The 17,945-nt window shown below is 42.1% G+C and carries 16 protein-coding genes, 2 pseudogenes and 1 riboswitch; of the genes and pseudogenes, 10 read left to right on the plus strand and 8 right to left on the minus strand.

Annotation, left to right across the window (positions count from 1 at the left end; genetic code table 11):
- Nucleotides 1-13: 13 nt before the first annotated feature.
- The 3 genes from ACRQ5D_RS23495 to ACRQ5D_RS23505 all read right to left on the minus strand — a co-directional run bounded on the left by ACRQ5D_RS23495 (nt 14) and on the right by ACRQ5D_RS23505 (nt 2,550).
- Nucleotides 14-640, minus strand: coding sequence for a histidine phosphatase family protein (locus ACRQ5D_RS23495; RefSeq protein WP_091164592.1), 627 nt, complete (start codon nt 638-640; stop codon nt 14-16).
- Nucleotides 641-744: 104 nt separating this feature from the next.
- Nucleotides 745-1,938, minus strand: a complete 1,194-nt coding sequence (gene mqnE / locus ACRQ5D_RS23500; protein ID WP_091164589.1) for an aminofutalosine synthase MqnE — start codon at nt 1,936-1,938, stop codon at nt 745-747.
- Between the two features lie 93 nt (nt 1,939-2,031).
- Nucleotides 2,032-2,550, minus strand: coding sequence for a hypothetical protein (locus ACRQ5D_RS23505; RefSeq protein ID WP_432326791.1), 519 nt, complete (start codon nt 2,548-2,550; stop codon nt 2,032-2,034).
- A 96-nt stretch (nt 2,551-2,646) separates the two neighbouring features.
- Here ACRQ5D_RS23505 and ACRQ5D_RS23510 point away from each other — a divergent pair, with 96 nt between their 5' ends.
- From ACRQ5D_RS23510 to ACRQ5D_RS23525, 4 genes are all read left to right on the plus strand, one after another.
- On the plus strand, nt 2,647-3,762 hold the full coding sequence (locus tag ACRQ5D_RS23510) for a trans-sulfuration enzyme family protein (RefSeq protein ID WP_091164582.1): 1,116 nt from the start codon (nt 2,647-2,649) through the stop codon (nt 3,760-3,762).
- 226 nt (nt 3,763-3,988) lie between these two features.
- Nucleotides 3,989-4,099: riboswitch (SAM riboswitch) on the plus strand.
- Nucleotides 4,100-4,345: 246 nt separating this feature from the next.
- Entirely contained in the window at nt 4,346-5,665 is a 1,320-nt protein-coding gene (locus tag ACRQ5D_RS23515; RefSeq protein ID WP_091164579.1) for an O-acetylhomoserine aminocarboxypropyltransferase/cysteine synthase family protein, read from the plus strand.
- Between the two features lie 90 nt (nt 5,666-5,755).
- Nucleotides 5,756-6,811, plus strand: coding sequence for a homoserine O-acetyltransferase family protein (locus ACRQ5D_RS23520; protein WP_091164575.1), 1,056 nt, complete (start codon nt 5,756-5,758; stop codon nt 6,809-6,811).
- Nucleotides 6,811-8,046, plus strand: coding sequence for a homoserine dehydrogenase (locus tag ACRQ5D_RS23525; RefSeq protein WP_091164571.1), 1,236 nt, complete (start codon nt 6,811-6,813; stop codon nt 8,044-8,046). Before ACRQ5D_RS23520 ends, ACRQ5D_RS23525 begins: the two co-directional genes overlap by 1 nt.
- A gap of 75 nt (nt 8,047-8,121) precedes the next feature.
- On the opposite strand, the pseudogene clpB reads toward ACRQ5D_RS23525, so the two are convergent.
- Both clpB and ACRQ5D_RS23535 read right to left on the minus strand, forming a co-directional pair.
- Nucleotides 8,122-10,741: pseudogene (clpB, locus tag ACRQ5D_RS23530) on the minus strand (ATP-dependent chaperone ClpB).
- Between the two features lie 367 nt (nt 10,742-11,108).
- Nucleotides 11,109-11,540: a hypothetical protein gene (locus ACRQ5D_RS23535; RefSeq protein WP_143020716.1), complete on the minus strand. Its 432-nt coding sequence runs from the start codon at nt 11,538-11,540 to the stop codon at nt 11,109-11,111.
- A 190-nt stretch (nt 11,541-11,730) separates the two neighbouring features.
- On the opposite strand from ACRQ5D_RS23535, the gene ACRQ5D_RS23540 reads away from it, so the two are divergent.
- Nucleotides 11,731-12,270 carry a hypothetical protein gene (locus ACRQ5D_RS23540; protein ID WP_431200573.1) on the plus strand — a complete coding sequence of 180 codons (540 nt, stop codon included), beginning with the start codon at nt 11,731-11,733 and terminating at the stop codon, nt 12,268-12,270.
- A gap of 139 nt (nt 12,271-12,409) precedes the next feature.
- Nucleotides 12,410-13,069 (plus strand): sensor histidine kinase, encoded by a 660-nt coding sequence (locus tag ACRQ5D_RS23545; RefSeq protein ID WP_431200574.1) that lies wholly within the window; start codon nt 12,410-12,412, stop codon nt 13,067-13,069.
- 234 nt (nt 13,070-13,303) lie between these two features.
- On the opposite strand, the gene ACRQ5D_RS23550 is transcribed toward ACRQ5D_RS23545, so the two are convergent.
- Both ACRQ5D_RS23550 and ACRQ5D_RS23555 read right to left on the minus strand, forming a co-directional pair.
- Nucleotides 13,304-13,741 (minus strand): DUF5675 family protein, encoded by a 438-nt coding sequence (locus tag ACRQ5D_RS23550; protein WP_091164557.1) that lies wholly within the window; start codon nt 13,739-13,741, stop codon nt 13,304-13,306.
- 87 nt (nt 13,742-13,828) lie between these two features.
- Entirely contained in the window at nt 13,829-15,250 is a 1,422-nt protein-coding gene (locus ACRQ5D_RS23555) for an ATP-dependent DNA helicase (RefSeq protein ID WP_091164553.1), read from the minus strand.
- Nucleotides 15,251-15,307: 57 nt separating this feature from the next.
- Between ACRQ5D_RS23555 and ACRQ5D_RS23560 the strand changes: the two genes are divergently transcribed.
- The 4 genes from ACRQ5D_RS23560 to rsmD all read left to right on the plus strand — a co-directional run bounded on the left by ACRQ5D_RS23560 (nt 15,308) and on the right by rsmD (nt 17,172).
- Nucleotides 15,308-15,565 carry a hypothetical protein gene (locus ACRQ5D_RS23560; protein WP_432326794.1) on the plus strand — a complete coding sequence of 86 codons (258 nt, stop codon included), beginning with the start codon at nt 15,308-15,310 and terminating at the stop codon, nt 15,563-15,565.
- A complete protein-coding gene (locus ACRQ5D_RS23565) occupies nt 15,523-15,726 on the plus strand; it encodes a hypothetical protein (RefSeq protein ID WP_432326796.1) in 204 nt (67 codons plus the stop codon). Before ACRQ5D_RS23560 ends, ACRQ5D_RS23565 begins: the two co-directional genes overlap by 43 nt.
- Nucleotides 15,727-15,847: 121 nt before the next feature.
- Nucleotides 15,848-16,660: a DUF3822 family protein gene (locus ACRQ5D_RS23570; RefSeq protein WP_091164544.1), complete on the plus strand. Its 813-nt coding sequence runs from the start codon at nt 15,848-15,850 to the stop codon at nt 16,658-16,660.
- Nucleotides 16,636-17,172: a 16S rRNA (guanine(966)-N(2))-methyltransferase RsmD gene (rsmD, locus tag ACRQ5D_RS23575; RefSeq protein ID WP_091164540.1), complete on the plus strand. Its 537-nt coding sequence runs from the start codon at nt 16,636-16,638 to the stop codon at nt 17,170-17,172. The genes ACRQ5D_RS23570 and rsmD overlap by 25 nt, the downstream gene beginning before the upstream one ends.
- Here the strand turns inward: rsmD and ACRQ5D_RS23580 are convergent.
- Nucleotides 17,169-17,920: pseudogene (locus tag ACRQ5D_RS23580) on the minus strand (DeoR/GlpR family DNA-binding transcription regulator). The gene rsmD and the pseudogene ACRQ5D_RS23580 overlap by 4 nt on opposite strands.
- Nucleotides 17,921-17,945: the final 25 nt, after the last annotated feature.

Raw genomic sequence — 17,945 nt, forward strand, 5'->3', positions numbered from 1 at the left:
AAATTCGCTATTTCTATTCTTCGGAATGTTTGAGATGTTCGGCATTGTTAAAGTCGATAATTTCGAACCTTTCGCCATTGTAGGTTACCTTATATAATACCAGGTTTTGGTGCGGAAAGTTATCCATTTCGGATAAGGGTTTACCGGTAAGGATACAAAGCAAAAGGCGCAAAGCACGGCCATGCATACATATAAGCACCGTTTTTTCTTCGGGGTGGCTCATAATCACCTCCATGGCCTCACGCTGACGCACCTCAACCTCAAGCGGACTTTCGCCCCCTTCAAATTTACTGTCGAGCTTGCCATCCAGCCAATCACGCATAATCTGCAGGAAAGCGGCCTTATTATCGATAGTTGGCGACTGGCCTTCGTGAATGCCCCAGGCCAGCTCATCCAGTCCCGAAAGCTTTTCATAAGGTATCCCGAGGTCGATAAAAGGCTGAATGCTTTGTTGGGTACGTTTTAACGCCGATATGTAAATTTTATTAAACGGAACGGTTTTATAAGCCTCAAAAAACTGACAGGCCTGTTTACGACCTTCGTCATTTAAATCGGTATCCACACCGCGGCCCTGTATAATACCAAGTTTGTTATACTCAGTTTGGCCGTGGCGTACTATATATAAAGTTTTTTGTACCATTTTCTTGAGCCCAAAGCTGAAAGCCGAAGGCTTAAAGCTTTTTGCTTTTATCTATGCTAAATTTATTGCTTTGCTTTAAGCTTTCGGCTTTCAGCTTAAAAAGCTTAATTAATTACCGGTAATTTGTAATACTGCGGTTTCGGTTCGTCGCCGAACACAAAGTTGGTATAATCCGTTACTACGTTATATAATGTGTCACGTTCAATAGGCTGGCGGCCCACATGTTTAATTAATTCTACTACTTGTTTGGTGCTCATGCCGGGATGCTGCTCTTCGGCGCCGGCCATTGAGTAGATTTTGGTGGTATCATCTAATGTTCCATCAATATCATCTACGCCAAAATTAAGCGAAAGTTGCGCGGTAGTACGGCTGATCATAGCCCAGTAAGCTTTAATATGATCAAAGTTATCCAGGTAGATGCGGGCTACGGCGTAGTTTCGCAAGTCTTCAATCACTGAAACCTCGGGCACGTGCGACATCTGGTTATCCTTATTACGGAACTTAAGCGGAATGAATGTCTGGAAACCGCCTGTTTTGTCCTGCAACTGGCGTAAACGCTCCATGTGGTCGACACGGTGTTTATATGCTTCAATATGCCCGTAAAGCATGGTAGCGTTTGAACGGCCGCCAAGCTTGTGCCATTCTTCATGAATAGCCAACCACTGATCGGCAGTACATTTATCTTTCGAGATCTGGTCCCTTATTTCGGGATCAAAAATTTCAGCGCCACCGCCGGGGATTGAATCCAGGCCTGCTTCCTGCATCAGGCGCATGCCTGTGGCGTAATCAATTTTGGCTTTTTTAAAGATGTAGTGATATTCAACCGGGGTTAATGCCTTAATATGCAATTCCGGGCGATGCGCGCGGATGCGGGCGAAAAGTTCCTGGTAAAAAGGCACATCATATTGCGGCAGCACACCACCTACAATGTGAACCTCGGTAACCGGTTCGCCATCATATTTGGTAACCATGTTGAACATTTCATCCATGGTGTACTCCCACCCTTCCGCCTTTTGTTTCAGCAGTCGCGAGTATGAACAAAATTTGCAGTCGTAAACGCAAAGGTTGGTGGGCTCAATATGAAAATTACGGTTGAAATAAGTTTTATCGCCGTGGCGTTCCTCGCGGATGTAATTAGCCAAAGTGCCAAGATAGCCAAGTTCGCCCTGCTCATAAAGCAAAACGCCTTCATCAAAAGTGATGCGTTGTTTGTCAAGAACTTTTTGAGCAATATGCTTTAAATCAGCAGATAAATTCGGATCGTTAAGTAAAAACTGTAAATTATCTGAATTATGCATCAATTAAAAATTTGGTCAAAGGTACTAAAAAGCACAAAAGTAATATGCGTTATGACACATATCGGCCAAATTTCACGGTAAATTACATTAAAGTTACAGAGCCTTGATCTCGCTTATGGAGATGCCTATCGCGCAATCATCCTGGCAACCATTAGGTACATAACTGGCTCTTGATATCATGCCATTATTATTGGTTTCAAAATAAATGGTATTCTTTTTCTTATCTGCAGATAGCCATTCGTTCTTTGCTTTCTGGTAAACTTGGTCGAGGGTTATTGATGCAGCACCTGAACTGTGCTGTTTTAACGAAGTTTTATCCTCATGCCATTGTTCCCTGATAGTTTTAACAGGGGGTATATTTGCAGTTTTATATTCCAAAACATACGATAAAAAATCCCTCGCTGTAACAACCCCATTTTGAACAGTAATCTCCGTTTCAGAACCATAACCGAAAACTGAACCGGCGTTAACAGTATAAGTGTATGAATTTTTGCTTTCGGCCTTAAAGTTTTGCCATGCTTTATAGCTTTTGTCATAAGCGGTATCATTAGCATCTTTTTTACAGGCAGATAGCCCAATAATAACAAACAGGAAGATAAGGCACTTTTTCATGCGGTTTGGCTTTTAAACCTATTCGGCAAAAAATATAAAAACGCTACAGCTAATAACAAATATTCTTGTTTATTTTGGGCGATAACACATTATGCCATGAAAATTGAAACTATAGCCATACACGCCGGTAACCATGTTGATGAAGCAACAAGGGCCGTTATACAACCCATTATTATGTCAACCACGTTTGAGCGCGGTGAGGATGGCGGTTTTCCGGCAGGTTATATTTACAGTCGCTCATCGAACCCCAATCGTCACGCATTGGAGCATGTGCTGGCCAAGTTAGAGGGAGGTGTTGAAGCAGCTTCCTTTTCATCAGGTAATGCGGCCGGGATGTCGGTATTTCAATCATTGGAGCCTGGCACGCACATTATCGCTCCTGATGATATGTATCATGGCTTACGTAATCAGCTTAAAACCCTTTTTGCCGGCATCCTTACCTTCGATTTTATTGATGTAAACGATACCGGGGTTTTACAACAGCACATCAAGCCCGAAACAGGTTTGATCTGGATAGAAACACCATCGAACCCCCTGCTTAAAATAACCGATATTAAAAGGGTGGTTGCTATTGCCAAAGCAAAAGGCATTAAAGTTTTGTGCGATAATACATTTGCCACCCCTATGTGCCAGCGACCAATTGAGCTGGGCGCGGATATGGTTATGCACTCAGCCACTAAATATTTTGGCGGACACAGCGACCTGATGGGCGGCGTTTTGATTACTGCAGAGAACAACGATTGGTGGATAAAAATTCGCCAGGTGCAGGAAATGGGCGGCGCTATCCCCTCGCCTATGGATTGTTATTACCTGGTACGCAGCATCAAAACCCTGCCATATCGCGTAAAGGGCCATGTACAAAACGCTCAATTACTTGCCGAATATCTTGAACAGCACCCTCATGTTGAACAGGTAATGTATCCCGGTTTACCATCGCATCCACAGCATGATATAGCTAAAGATCAGATGCTGGCTTTTGGCGGTATGTTATCCTTTACTATTAAAGGCGATGAGAATGACACGCATAACATTATTAATAAGCTTAAATTGTTCATCAAAGCTACCAGCCTTGGTGGTGTTGAAAGCCTAATAGAACACCGCGCTACTGTTGAAGGGCCGGATACCAAAACACCACGAAACCTGCTAAGGGTTTCCGTTGGATTGGAGCATATCGATGATTTAATAGCTGATATGGAGCAGGCCCTTGCTTAGGCCTTTTAAGGTAAATAAGGTAAAAGGATAAAGGTTAAAGGCGAAAGGTAGCTGCATTTGTCTAAGCTTAAAATTGTTCTCGAATGAACCTTTTGCCTTTGGCCTTTTACGTTTAACCTTAAAAAGAAATAAAATTTGGTATATTACCTCACAATCCCTTATATTCGCAACATTATTTGGTAGTGATACCAACGTCGATCAATCCTCCGCACATAGTTCGGGTGTTGATTTATAAAGAAGCGGCGAGAGATCAGGCTCAATGACCCGCTGGCAACCCTTCAATGTTGAAGAAGGTGCCAATTCCTGTCCCGGCAAATAACACCGGGGAATATAAATTTATAACCATGAAAAGTTTAATTAAATTTACGCAACGCAACACTTTTTACACCGCAAACGGTAACATACAACGTATTAGCTCCCCTATTGGCTGTATTTGTATGTGTTGCTGCTGTTGATGCTTAGCAAGCTCCTGTTTTTCATTCTCTGAAAAAAGCGTGTTTTTAAACCGGTTGTTTTTAAACCGGCTTTCCAAATTCATCTAAACATTCAAAATCTAAATTAAACACATTAAAAAATTACAACTATGTCTGCCTTAAAATTCGAAACCTTACAATTGCATGCCGGCCAGGAAGTTGATCCAACAACAGGTTCACGCGCTGTGCCCATTTATCAAACTACTTCATACGTATTCAACAGCGCCGAACATGGCGCAAATTTATTTGCATTAAAGGAGTTTGGTAATATCTATACCCGCATTATGAACCCTACTACCGATGTGTTTGAAAAACGCATCGCGGCGTTAGAGGGCGGTGTAGCTGCGCTGGCAACAGCCTCTGGCCAGGCATCCCAATTCCTTGCCCTTAATAATATTTTACAGGTTGGCGATAACTTTGTTACTTCACCTTTCCTATATGGCGGTACTTACAATCAGTTTAAAGTAGCTTTCAAACGCCTGGGTATCGAAGTACGCTTTGCCAAAGATGATACTGCGGCCAGTATCGAGGCGCTTATTGATGATAAAACAAAGGCCATTTTCCTGGAAACCATTGGTAACCCGGGCTTTACCATTGCCGATTTTGAAAAGGTGAGCGAAGTTGCCAAAAGACATGACCTGCCATTAATTGTTGATAATACTTTCGGTGCCGGTGGTTACCTCTTCCGCCCTATTGAACATGGCGCTGATGTGGTTGTTGAGTCAACAACCAAATGGATTGGCGGACATGGTACCAGTATTGGCGGCGTCATTATTGATGCAGGCAATTACAATTGGGGTAACGGTAAGTTTCCGCAATTCACTGAACCATCTGAGGGGTACCACGGGTTGATATTTAACGATGTATTTGGCATTGGAGGCCCGTTTGGCAATATCCAGTTTATTATCCGCGCCCGTGTTGAGGGATTAAGGGATTTCGGCCCGTCGCAAGCTCCGTTCAATTCATGGTTGAATATCCAGGGACTTGAAACACTTTCTCTGCGTGTGCAACGTCACGTTGATAATGCCCTGCAACTGGCCAAATGGCTGGAGCAGCACCCACAGGTGGCAAGTGTAAATTACCCGGGACTGGAATCATCGCCATATCATGAGCTGGCTAAAAAATATTTAAAGAATGGTTTCGGTGGCGTATTGTCATTCGAGATTAAGGGGAGTAAAGAGCAGGCTAGCAGATTGATCAACAACCTGAAACTGGTTAGTCATTTAGCCAATGTGGGCGATGCAAAAACGCTCATCATACAACCATCAGCAACAACACATCAGCAATTATCTGATGAAGAGCAATTATCGGCCGGTGTTACGCCAGCTTCATTGCGAGTGGCTGTTGGTATTGAGCATATTGACGATATCAAAGCTGATTTTGAGCAGGCTTTTGCAAAAATCAAGCAAGGTGAGGGTGAGTTAGTTTAATAATGTATAGTTTTTTTAAGTGATATAGTAAACGTTATTGCAGGTTGCAGCCGGAAATACCGGTTGCACCTGAAATAACAAAACAACAGAATGAACGCAGAGATATTTAAATACACTAATACTTTTGAATTTGAATCGGGCCGTACAATTGAAGGTTTAGAAATAGGTTTTCACACTTATGGCCGGTTAAATAAGGAGAAAAATAATGTTGTTTGGGTTTGCCATGCGCTTACTGCCAACAGCGATGTATTTGACTGGTGGAAAGGGCTTATTGGCGAGGGTTATTTTTTTAACCCGGAAGAGCATTTTATAGTTTGCGCCAATATTTTGGGTTCTCCTTACGGCACTACAAGTCCGTTGAGCATTAACCCGGTTACCGGCCAGCCATATTATCTTTCATATCCCCAGTTTACTACAAGGGATATGGTTAAAGCGCACCAGTTGCTTGCCCAGCATTTAAACATCAATAATATCAGTGTATTAATTGGAGGTTCGTTAGGTGGCCAACAGGCTATGGAATGGGCTATTATTGAGCCAGAGCGGATCAAAAATCTGATCCTGATAGCTACCAACGCCAAGCACTCGCCATGGGGCATCGCCTTTAACGAGTCGCAGCGTTTAGCTATCACAACCGACCGCACCTTTTACAGCAATACGCCCGAAGGCGGTCAGAAAGGCTTAAAAGCTGCGCGCAGTATCGCGCTTTTAAGTTATCGTACTTATAAAACTTACGGCATTACCCAACAGGAAGAAGCCGACGATGTGCAGGACAATTTCCGTTCTTCATCGTACCAAAATTACCAGGGGCAAAAGCTGGTGAACCGCTTTAACGCCTATAGTTATTGGTACCTGACCAAAGTGATGGACTCACACAATGTGGGCCGGGGCCGTCACGGTGTAGATAAAGCGTTAAGTCTCATCAAGGCAAAAACATTAGTTATTGGCATCTCGTCGGATGTTTTGTTCCCTGTTGAAGAACAGCAATACCTGTTCAGGCATATCCCAAAAGCTGCCTTTTCCGAGCTGGATTCGTTTTATGGGCACGATGGGTTTTTAATTGAAACAGAAGCATTAACAAAAATATTCACATCATTTTTTAAAACCGATGTGAAAGGAAAAATTATAGAACTGCAACGTACAGCGTAATGAGTAAAAAGTTAAATATCGGCCTCTTCGGATTTGGAGTTGTTGGCCAGGGGTTATATGATATCATCAAAACAAAGCATTTAAATATCGAGATAGTAAAATTTGCTATTAAAGACCCTAATAAAAAACGTTCTTTACCGGCACATTTATTTACTACCGACAAAGAAGAACTGCTTAATAACCCGGAGATCAATACCATTGTTGAACTGATCAATGATACCGAAGCTGCTTTTGAAATTGTTTCAAGGGCTTTAAAATCTGGAAAAAACGTAGTATCTGCCAGTAAAAAAATGATCGCCCTGCATCTGGACGAACTAATCGAAATCCAGCATCAATACGGCACATCATTATTATATGAAGGCGCTGTTTGCGGTAGTATCCCTATTATCCGCAATTTGGAAGAGTATTATGATAATGAACTACTGCATTCCATCAGCGGTATTTTCAATGGTTCATCAAACTATATCCTTTCAAAAGGCTTTATTGAAGGGCTCGATTATGATAGCGCATTGAAACAAGCCCAGGACCTGGGTTTTGCCGAAACCGACCCAACCAGTGATGTTGGTGGTTTTGACGCCAAATACAAGCTGGTTATTGCCGCAGCGCATGCTTATGGTGTAGTTGTACAGCCCGATGAGGTATTTAACCTGGGTATTCAGAACCTTGCAGCTGCCGATTTGCAATATGCCCGCGAAAAGAACCTCAAAATTAAACTGGTGCCGGTAGCCAAAGAACTTGACGACCGCAACGTTGCCCTGTTTGTATTACCTAAGTTTGTAAACGACAAAGAGTTTTTATACAACGTTGAGTATGAATATAACGGCGTAACCGTACAAGCCGCCTTTGCCGATCAGCAATTCTTTTTCGGAAAAGGCGCGGGCGGTCACCCTACCGGTTCGGCTGTACTGTCGGATATTGCCGCGTTGCGCTATAACTACCAGTATGAATACAAAAAAGCTAAAGAAAAAACAGACCTTAATTTTACCAATAACATTGAATTAACCATTTACCTGCGTTATGATGACGAGGAACTGGTTGAAGCGCTGAATTTTGAGCACATCAATGAGCGCTACTATTCAGGTAGTTATAAATTTGTGATAGGAAAAATCAATTTGCAAAATCTGATCGCTAATCAACATCGTATATTTGAGAGTAAGGCTTTCGTAGCCTTTGCCGATCAGCTTACGGGGGTCAGCTTAGCATCGGTAACTAAACAAACAGCTGAAGTTTTTTAATAGATTCTCGGTTGTTAATAAAAAAAGGCTTCTCAAATTGGGAAGCCTTTTTACATTTAATTATTTTTCTACAGCTTATTTAGCTGGTTCCGTAGCTTCTTTAGCCGAGTTCAGGAACACGAACTGGTTATCAAACATATCTATTTTAATAACGCTGTCTTTATCAACTGTACCCGCCAGGATCTGTTTACTCAACTCGTTCAGGATCTTTTTCTGGATAACGCGTTTTAACGGACGTGCACCAAATTGAGGATCATAACCTAACTGGGCCAACCAATCTAAGGCTTCATCGGATGCTTCGATAGTTACACCCATTTCGGCAAGCGTTTGCTGTACCTGTTTAAACTGTAGCTTAACAATATCATGGATCTCATCACGGTTAAGTGGAGTAAACATAATAATCTCATCTATCCTGTTCAAAAACTCCGGACGGATAGTTGCCCTTAACAAATTGAACAGCTCATTCTTGGTTTTTGCTATCAGTTCATCGCGGTTTTCATCTTCCAGGTTTTGGAAGTTTTCCTGGATGATGTTGGAACCGATGTTGGAGGTCATGATGATGATGGTATTCTTAAAATTCACCACACGGCCTTTATTATCTGTTAAACGGCCATCATCCAGTACCTGCAACAAGATGTTAAATACATCAGGATGGGCTTTTTCAATTTCATCCAACAGTACCACGCTGTAAGGCTTGCGACAGAACGGCCTCGGTTAACTGCCCGCCTTCATCATACCCAACATAGCCCGGAGGCGCTCCTATCAGCCTTGAAACAGCATGGCGTTCCTGGTATTCACTCATATCTATCCTCACAAGCGCGCCTTCGTCATTAAACAGGTATTCGGCCAGGGCCTTAGCCAGCTCGGTTTTACCTACACCGGTTGTACCTAAAAATATGAACGAACCTATTGGCCTGCGTTTATCCTGCAAACCTGCGCGGCTGCGGCGGATGGCGTCACTTATTGCTTCAATAGCTTCTTCTTGTCCTGCCACACGTTTGTGCAATTCATCTTCAAGGTTGAGCAATTTCTCGCGCTCGCTCTGAATCATCTTGCTTACCGGGATTCCTGTCCAGCGGCTTACTACACCGGCAATATCATCGGCGGTAACCTCTTCTTTAAGCATACGGCTGTCGCTTTGATTTTCAAGCAGGGCAGCTTTCAGCTTTTCAACTTCGGCCTGGGCTTCAACTATAGTACCGTAGCGTAATTCGGCTACCTTACCGTAATCGCCCGCACGTTCGGCCTGTTCGGCTTCGAGCTTGTAATTTTCTATCAGCTCAACCTTAGTGTTAATGCCATCAACAAGATCTTTTTCACCTTTCCATTTGGCACGTAATGAATCGCGTTGTTGCGACAGGTTGGCTATTTCTTCACTTAGTTCGGCAACCTTACGGTCGTCCTTTTCTCGTTTGATAGCTTCACGCTCAATTTCAAGCTGCATGATGCGGCGTTCCAGTTCGTCAACCACTTCCGGTACCGAATCCATTTCCAGGCGAAGTTTTGATGCTGCCTCGTCCATCAGGTCGATAGCTTTATCCGGTAAAAACCTGTCGGAAATATAGCGTTGTGACATTTCGACAGAGGCGATGATCGCTTCGTCTTTGATCCTCACTTTGTGGTGGGTTTCATAACGTTCTTTCAGTCCACGTAAAATAGATATAGCATCAGCAGCATCAGGTTCTTCAACCATCACTTTCTGGAAACGGCGTTCCAAAGCTTTATCTTTTTCAAGATACTTCTGATATTCATTAAGGGTAGTAGCACCAATCGAACGAAGCTCGCCACGGGCCAGGGCCGGTTTCAGGATATTGGCCGCATCCATAGCGCCTTCTCCCCCGCCTGCACCTACAAGCGTATGGATCTCATCTATAAAAAGGATGATCTCTCCATCGCTTTGGGTAACCTCTTTTACAACAGCTTTCAACCGTTCTTCAAACTCTCCCTTATATTTGGCGCCCGCAATGAGTGCGCCCATATCCAACGAGTATACCACTTTGGTTTTAAGGCTCTCAGGTACATCACCTTTGATGATCCTGAAAGCGATTCCTTCGGCAATGGCAGTTTTACCAACGCCAGGCTCGCCAACCAAAATCGGGTTGTTTTTGGTACGGCGTGACAGAATCTGGATAACCCGGCGAATTTCATCGTCGCGGCCAATAACCGGATCCAGCTTGCCCGAACCCGCATATTCGTTCAAATTACGGGCATACTTGTTAAGGGCGTTATAGGTAGCTTCGGCGTTTTGATCAGTTACTTTGCTATCGCCGCGGAGTTCAACAATTGCTTTTTTTAGGTCTTTTTCATTAACACCCGAATCTTTTAGGATGCTACTTACCGCACCACCGGCGGCTAAAATGCCTAACAGCACATGCTCAACTGATACAAATTCGTCTTTAAATTCTTTTAAATATCCCGACGCTTTTTGCAAAGCCGAATTTGCTTCAGACGAAAGGTATACGTTGCTGCCACTTACCTTGGGGAACGATGCAATTTGCGCATCTAACGTATCATTTAACCTGTTCAGGTTAACATTTAGTTTTTTTAGTAAGTAGGTAATTACGTTTTCATCAACCAGCAATAAGCCTTTAAGCAGATGCGCGGTCTCGATTGCTTGCTGTTGGTTACCAACAGCAATTTCAGATGCCTTTTGTACGGCTTCCTGAGCTTTTATGGTAAAGTTGTTAAAATTCATAGTACTCATGGTTAGTCAATTTATCGGCCATAGTATCCATAGTGAAAAATTGTCATTTTAAATTAAATCGCAATGACACTTTGCCATAATTAATAGCAATTTACGAATTACTATTAACAATAGTACGAGGCAATTTGTCGTTTAATACATTAAAACAATAATAAAAGTATGCGTCAAGTGAAGATGTTTAAAGACGCTAAATAAATCAGATGAGCTTAAAAAACACTTCACTAACAGACAGGCGTGGGCTTGCCTGTTAGTGAAATACTGCGTAATGGATAAAGATAATTGCGAGGGTGCAACTCTTGTTGTCTGTAAATGGAGGGCTATAATGTGATGAGTTTTAGTCAGTCAGCCGGTCGCGGGTTTAATTATCCAATTTATCAACTTTAACTAAATTGCAGGTCCAGGCAAGCCCTTTTCCGCCATTTCTTCCGTCAACCACACCACTTGTCTTCATCGTTTTTCTATCGCTGCTTAAAGTGTAATAATTGGCGTACTGCCTTCCTTTGAGATCATATGTGGCGTTGGGCCTCGCGTCTGTAATCGTCAATACATAAATACTGTCGGATAAGACTTTAAAAGTACCGCTGTGTGTAACAATCTGCACATTATTTTCTTTTGCAATGTTATAAAAGCTGCCGTCTGACATGAATACGACTTGAGATCCCGGATTGGTTGTATCCTTCCAGATGCCTACAAACGGTTTAATTTCTTTCTGATTAGCTCTTTCTACAGTTCTGCAGGAAAAAGTTGTTAATACAGTAATGACAATTGCGATAGATTTAAGAGATTTCATTAACATGTGACTTGGTTTTATGATGTGTAAATTATACTTATCCTTTTTTAAAAAACAATCAAGGTTCATCAAAATAGGCTTATATTTTCATTGACCGAATATTTCGTAAAAGGGTTAACTATACCTTGTCACATTTCTGTTACATTATTTGAAAATATTTTTATAATTTTGTTTAACCCATAAAATTTAATTGAACACCCATTTCTTTTTTAACAGTCTCCCGGTAAAATACCGGTCGCAATACCGTTTGCATTATACTTACCAAAACCTGGTGGCCATAAGGGGTGCCAGTATAGTATTTTTATTGCTTAATGTAATTATCCGGATCCTTTATCTTGTATTCCCCATTAGCTTAACGAAAGCTCAAAACTTTCCCGAGTTTAATTTCAGCAACTGGGTTTTCATTATTATAACTCCTGTTTTCCTGATAGCCAGTAACCTTTTTATCGTTAGTTTCAAAAGCCATAAAAAAGCTACAACAGGCATGTCATTGCTTGTATTTTTGTTTGCGCTTTATATTATTGTTTGCGGCATGTATTCCAGCTTTATAGCCACCTCTAATCCGAGTAATGCCCTCACCTTATACCTTGTTGCATTAAGCTTGATCAGCGTGATAATTGTTTTTGAATACTATGAAACCGTATTGCTGCTTATTGCTATTGAGCTTTTTTTACTTCCCTGCTATTTTACAGTGAAACGCCGGCTACGGATATGTTGTATAACCAGTTGATCTCAGCTATCTTACTTTCCGGCTTTTATTTTATATCAAGGTACTTTTTTCCTACAAAGCCAACTATTATTTTCAGCTGATAGAAATCCGCGAAAAAAACTCGGAAATTGAAAAAGCAAGCGAGTTTAAAAACCAGGTTTTGGGTATGGTTGCACATGACCTGCGTAACCCGATAGCTGCTGTTGAATCAATTGCCATGATGATGGAACTTGATGAGGTAGATGAGGAGACACAAGACAACATCAATATGATGAAGGCATCCTGCGTAAAAGCGCGGAGTATTATTGATGACTTACTGGAAGCAGCCCGAAACGAGAACATAGCGGTTATTGAAACTCAAGATATCGAGCTTAACCAATGGCTTAACAACATAGTGGGCGAATGGAAATTACAGCTGGGTAATAAAGTTAATGTACTTTTCAGCAGTTCGGTAAGTGTTGCCCATGCGCTCATAAATCACGAAAAATTTCACCGGGTTATTGATAACCTGATCAGCAATGCGGTGAAATTTTCTAAAGACCGGGATAATGTGGATGTGCGCCTGCTTAAACTAAATGATACGGTAGTTATTGAAGTTCAGGATTACGGCATGGGCATCCCTGCCAATATGCTGCCGGAAATTTTTAACCAATTTTCAAAAGCAGGCCGAGCCGGTTTACGCGGCGAAAAGTCGACCGGGCTTGGGTTGAGTATTGTACGCCAGATCATTGAAAAGCATAAAGGCACTATCAGCGTTACCAGCACCGAGGGACAGGGTTCAACATTCAGGATCACCTTGCCGGCAGTTAATTCGTTTTAGAATATTAAACAAGTCTTTGTTTATCCAAGGTAGTCTTCTCAAATGACCACTAAAAAGGGTGTCATACTGGGCCCGTCGAAGTATGGCGGACAGGGCCTCTGCGCACGAGTCTTCGACGGGCTCAGACTGACAGTCCCTCTTTGTCATCTAACCTTCATAGCCCATGGATTTTAATCACTCAGCATAACGGCGTAGATGCGTCATTTCACCTTCAAGCATTTATAATTTGCTATATTAAATAACCTCAATGGTCACGGTACTTCCCGCCTTAAGGGCCTCAAAAATCTTTGTGTTGAGTTTAGCTGTAGCCATTGTACTATGCAGAACAGCATCAACGCCTTTATCTTCACCAGGGAGAAGGCAGCCGTCGGTGTCCTTGGCAAAATTGCCAACATGGATCTCAATTCCGGCGAAACCGGGTACATTCTCTAATAATGGCAGGTTTTCGTTGTGTTTGGGGCTGAAAAATTTGACTACATTATAAGTTCCTGTAGGGATGGCTGTTTGCGTTTTAATTTTTATTGATGCAATTTGGGCAAGGCTCATACCGCTATTTAGCCCTCTATCTACGTCCTCCAGTATAAAACATTCGAAGGCGCCATTTATTGATAGTTCGCCAATGGTTGATTGTTTGGTTTTGATTTTTCTTTCGAGTTTTAAGTTTAGGTTCATGATACCGGTTTTTAATTGCTAATATTAACAATTAAAATACTAATTATCAATAGTTTGTATTGATAAAAGTAAATTTATCTTTGAAGATTATTCTTCCTTTAATTTATAAAACCTGCTATCAAAATTAACCAAAAATAATTCGGTGGTAGCTCGGGTGAGCGCGGTATAAAACCACCGCAGAAAATCCATATTGATCATTTCATCGGTTACATAGCCCTGATCGACAAAAACAGCATCCCATTGGCCGCCCTGGGCTTTATGGCAGGTAATGGCATAGGCAAATTTTATTTGCAAGGCATTGTAATAAGGATTGAGCTTTAGCTCATTGTGCATGGTCCTTTTATTAGGTAAATGTTCATAATCCTTCATTACTTCCTGGTAAAACCGTTTCTGATCGTCCTGACTTAACGCGGGCGAATCAGCATAAAGCGTATCAAGCAAAACCTTACAATCAAGGGTTGGGTCTTCGGCATAGTCAATAAATTCCAGCTGCACATCGGCAAAACGAAAACCATACATCTCTTCGGTGCGGCGTACTTTTACTATGCGGGCAATATCGCCGTTGGCAATAAACGCGGTACTATTTTCATCTTTATCCTGCAGCCAAAAGTAATTGTTCTTCACTATCATGATCTGATCGCCGCCGGTAAGCTCCTCCTCCCGGTATAAAATGCGGTTTCGAATTTGCCCGTTATACAAATTGGCATTTTTGTTTGAGCGGCAAATGATAAGTGTGCGGTCATAGCCGTATTTACGGTAAGCGTACTCCAACCCTTCGGGTAATCGCTCACCGGTCATCCTGAAAACATCTTTAAATCCCTTGGTTACAATTTTAGGGATTTCTATGATCTCCTCACGGATCAGATCGCGGATATTGGTGGCATTATATAAGATACCCGAATTCTTTTGCTGGCGCAAAACCTCGGTAAGCTCATAACTGAATATCGACAGGCCAAATTTATCGCCCATGAGCTGCACGTCAAGCGCAGGGCTATCGTCGGCTCCTACAGGCGGTAACTGTGCGGTATCACCTACCAGTATCAGCTTGCAGTTTTTATCATTATAAACATATCTTAGTAAATCAAATAATAATGACACGTGATTGCTGCCCATGGCCTCATCCGAGATCATGGAGGCCTCATCAACAATAAAAAGCGTATCGCTGGCCAGGTTATCAGCAAGGGCAAAACCATCATCGATTGTTAAAGCCGATTTTTTACGGTAGATGCGCTTATGAATTGTAAAAGCTTTGCGCCCGGAATAATTGGTAATGACCTTGGCGGCACGTCCGGTTGGGGCAAGCAGCACGGCTTTATAGTTATAATGCCTCAGTGCCTTTACCAGCGCACCTACTATAGTTGTTTTCCCGGTGCCGGCATAGCCTTTCAGAATAAAGCATTCGTCGCCTTCGGTGCTTTTTAAAAAGGCATGCAGCTTGCTAAAAAGTTCTGTTTGCTGACCTGTTGGCTCATGCGGGAATGACTGGCGGATATGATCGGGACTTGACACCCTGCAAAAATGATGATAAGTAATTTAATTCAGTAAGATTAGTTTTACATTTGACCCATGGAATTTGACGAAAACAAAGAGGAAGAAAAATACAGCGAAGACGATTATGTAGATATTTACTCCAAAAGGGCGATATTTTGGTTTTCGTTTTTTAACCTGATATTTGGCGGGGTGCTGCTGGTTATCAATTTATACAATGCAGGTTACAGAAAGGCGGTTCCGGTGGTGCTGGCCTTTGTATTATTTTTTCCTATCTCTCCTACTTTGTTATCATGCATTCGGGCGTTGACCTGCAACAGGTTGTTGACGCCATGAACGTAACGGCTAAAGGTGGCCAGCCAACGGCCGCACAGGTTACAGCAATGCTTTCGGTAGCAGGCCTTAACATAGGTTTTGGCCTGATTGGTGCTTTAATTCTAAGCCAGTTTTTTTCAGGAGATATTTTCCGGATAATGATTATTATCCTAAGCCTGTAGGATTGCCGATTTTGATCTTTATCATCCTGATGATATTAACCCGCATTTTATAACAGCATACCAATTTGGGCTGCGGTAATTACTGTATCTGCCAAAAAATATTACTTTTGTTAAAACCGGTATGAACGAACACAATTATACTTACCACGATGATAACTTTAGTTTAGATAAAACTGAGGATTATACTTTATTAATACAGGTTGAAGACAAATCGTTTTCGTACGCCATAAGTAATAACGGCAAGCTAATAGCCTGGGCCGAAAATTATCCGTTTGACGAGCTAAGCGATCCGCAGGAATTGCTTGACCTGCTGTCGGCCAAGTACGGGCAAATGATTATCGGTTTACCTGCTCACAGTTTTACGCTGGTGCCGGCAGAATTGTTTAGCGGTGAGCGCCTGCCGAACCTGGCCCGTTTCCTGGATGTGAGAGCCGACAGCAAAGTTATAGCCCAGGTATTAGATAAGGAAAACATCATCATATACAATACCAGCGAAGCCATTGTGAGTACCGCAGAAGAATTTGGCATCCGTAATACCGTTTTTACATCAAAAGGCTGGTTAACTGCCATTGCCCAAAACAATCCCGGCAACGACTGCCTTTACCTCAATATTGAAAAAGAAAAGCTGGAGATAGCTCATTTTGCATCAGGCAAACTGCGTTTCTATAACTCATTTGATTTTAATGGCAATGATGAACTGGTTTACTTTACTGTACTGGTTGCTAATGAACTTAACCTCGAAGCTAAACATACCAGCTTATATGTAAGCGGTAACATTGATGCCGGCAGTAAAGGATTAAGCCGCCTGGCCGAATTTTTTAACGTGGCCGAAGTCAATAATTTACAGGTATTACAATTACCCGCGGAGGTTGTTGCTCACAGGGTGTTATCAATAGCGGCTCTTTCATTATGCGCATTATCGGAGGCAGTTTAAAAGGCTTAAGGCTTAATCCGCCAAAAAATCTTCCTGTTCGTCCTACAACCGATTTGGCAAAAGAAGCTTTATTTAATATCCTGCTTAACCAAATTGAGTTTGAATGCATTAAAGTACTTGACCTGTTTAGCGGAACCGGCAACATATCGCTTGAATTTGCTTCACGCGGCGCTTCGGAAGTTATATCTGTCGACAGGAGTATTCATTGCGTTAATTATCTTAAAGATACCTCGCGGCAGCATAAGCTTGCGCAAATAAAAACTTACCGCGAAGATGTATTCAAATACCTAAATGTTGAAACGGAACAATACGATCTGATATTCGCCGACCCGCCCTATGACCTAAACAGGATCCCCGATTTGCCAAAAGTTATTTTTGAAAAGAACCTGCTTAAACCTGATGGCCTGTTGATTGTTGAACACCAGTCCCTGCAAAATTTGAGCAATCATCCCGCTTTTATTGAACAAAGAAAATACGGGCATTCGTCATTTTCGTTTTTCAGACCGGTTTAGATACCTGCCTTTAAAATAACTACCCCGCTTTCTTTAAAGCCCTTTAACCGCTCAGGATCTGCATCGGTAATGATCGCGTTGATGATATCTAAGCCTGCAAAATTAAGGTAGGTTTCCTTGCTTATTTTGCTGGCATCACACAGAATATAGATAAACGCGCTGTTTGCGGCGAAAGCTGTTGTAATGGATGCTTCATATTCACTATTGGCAAACAATCCTGCTTCCGAAATACCGTCAACGCCCAAAAAGCTTTGGTTGCCCTATACTTTTGAATATGCTCAATAGCTGTAGTTCCATGTACAGCCTGTCGCTCTTTATCCAGCTCCCCTCCTATTATATTAACACTCACAGCGCTATCCTGCAACTCATATACTACAGGTAATGAATTTGTTATCACCTTTATCTTCTTGTTTTTAATGAACTGGCATAACCTAAAAACAGTACTCCCGCAATCCATAAAAATAACATCCCCGTTATGGATTTGTGATGCGGCCCTGCGGCAAATGGCATCTTTAACAGTTGCGTTTTGAGCGCTTTTATTCACAAAGCTATGTGGCCTTTCGTGAGGATTAACTTTTGTTGCTCCTCCATGAGTACGGTAAAGCAATCCATCGGCTGCTAACTGGTTCAGGTCGCGCCGTGCTGTAATTTCTGAAATATTCAGTTCGGCAGCCAATTGCTTTATATCAACCTCTCCGCTTTGACTGAGCTGCTCAATTATTTTTTGTTTTCTTTTTGGAAAGTTCATTTTATTAATCCTATTTTCGTTCAAA

The sequence above is a fragment of the Mucilaginibacter sp. P25 genome, from assembly GCF_050859465.1.
GTDB classification, from domain to species: Bacteria; Bacteroidota; Bacteroidia; order Sphingobacteriales; family Sphingobacteriaceae; genus Mucilaginibacter; species Mucilaginibacter gossypii.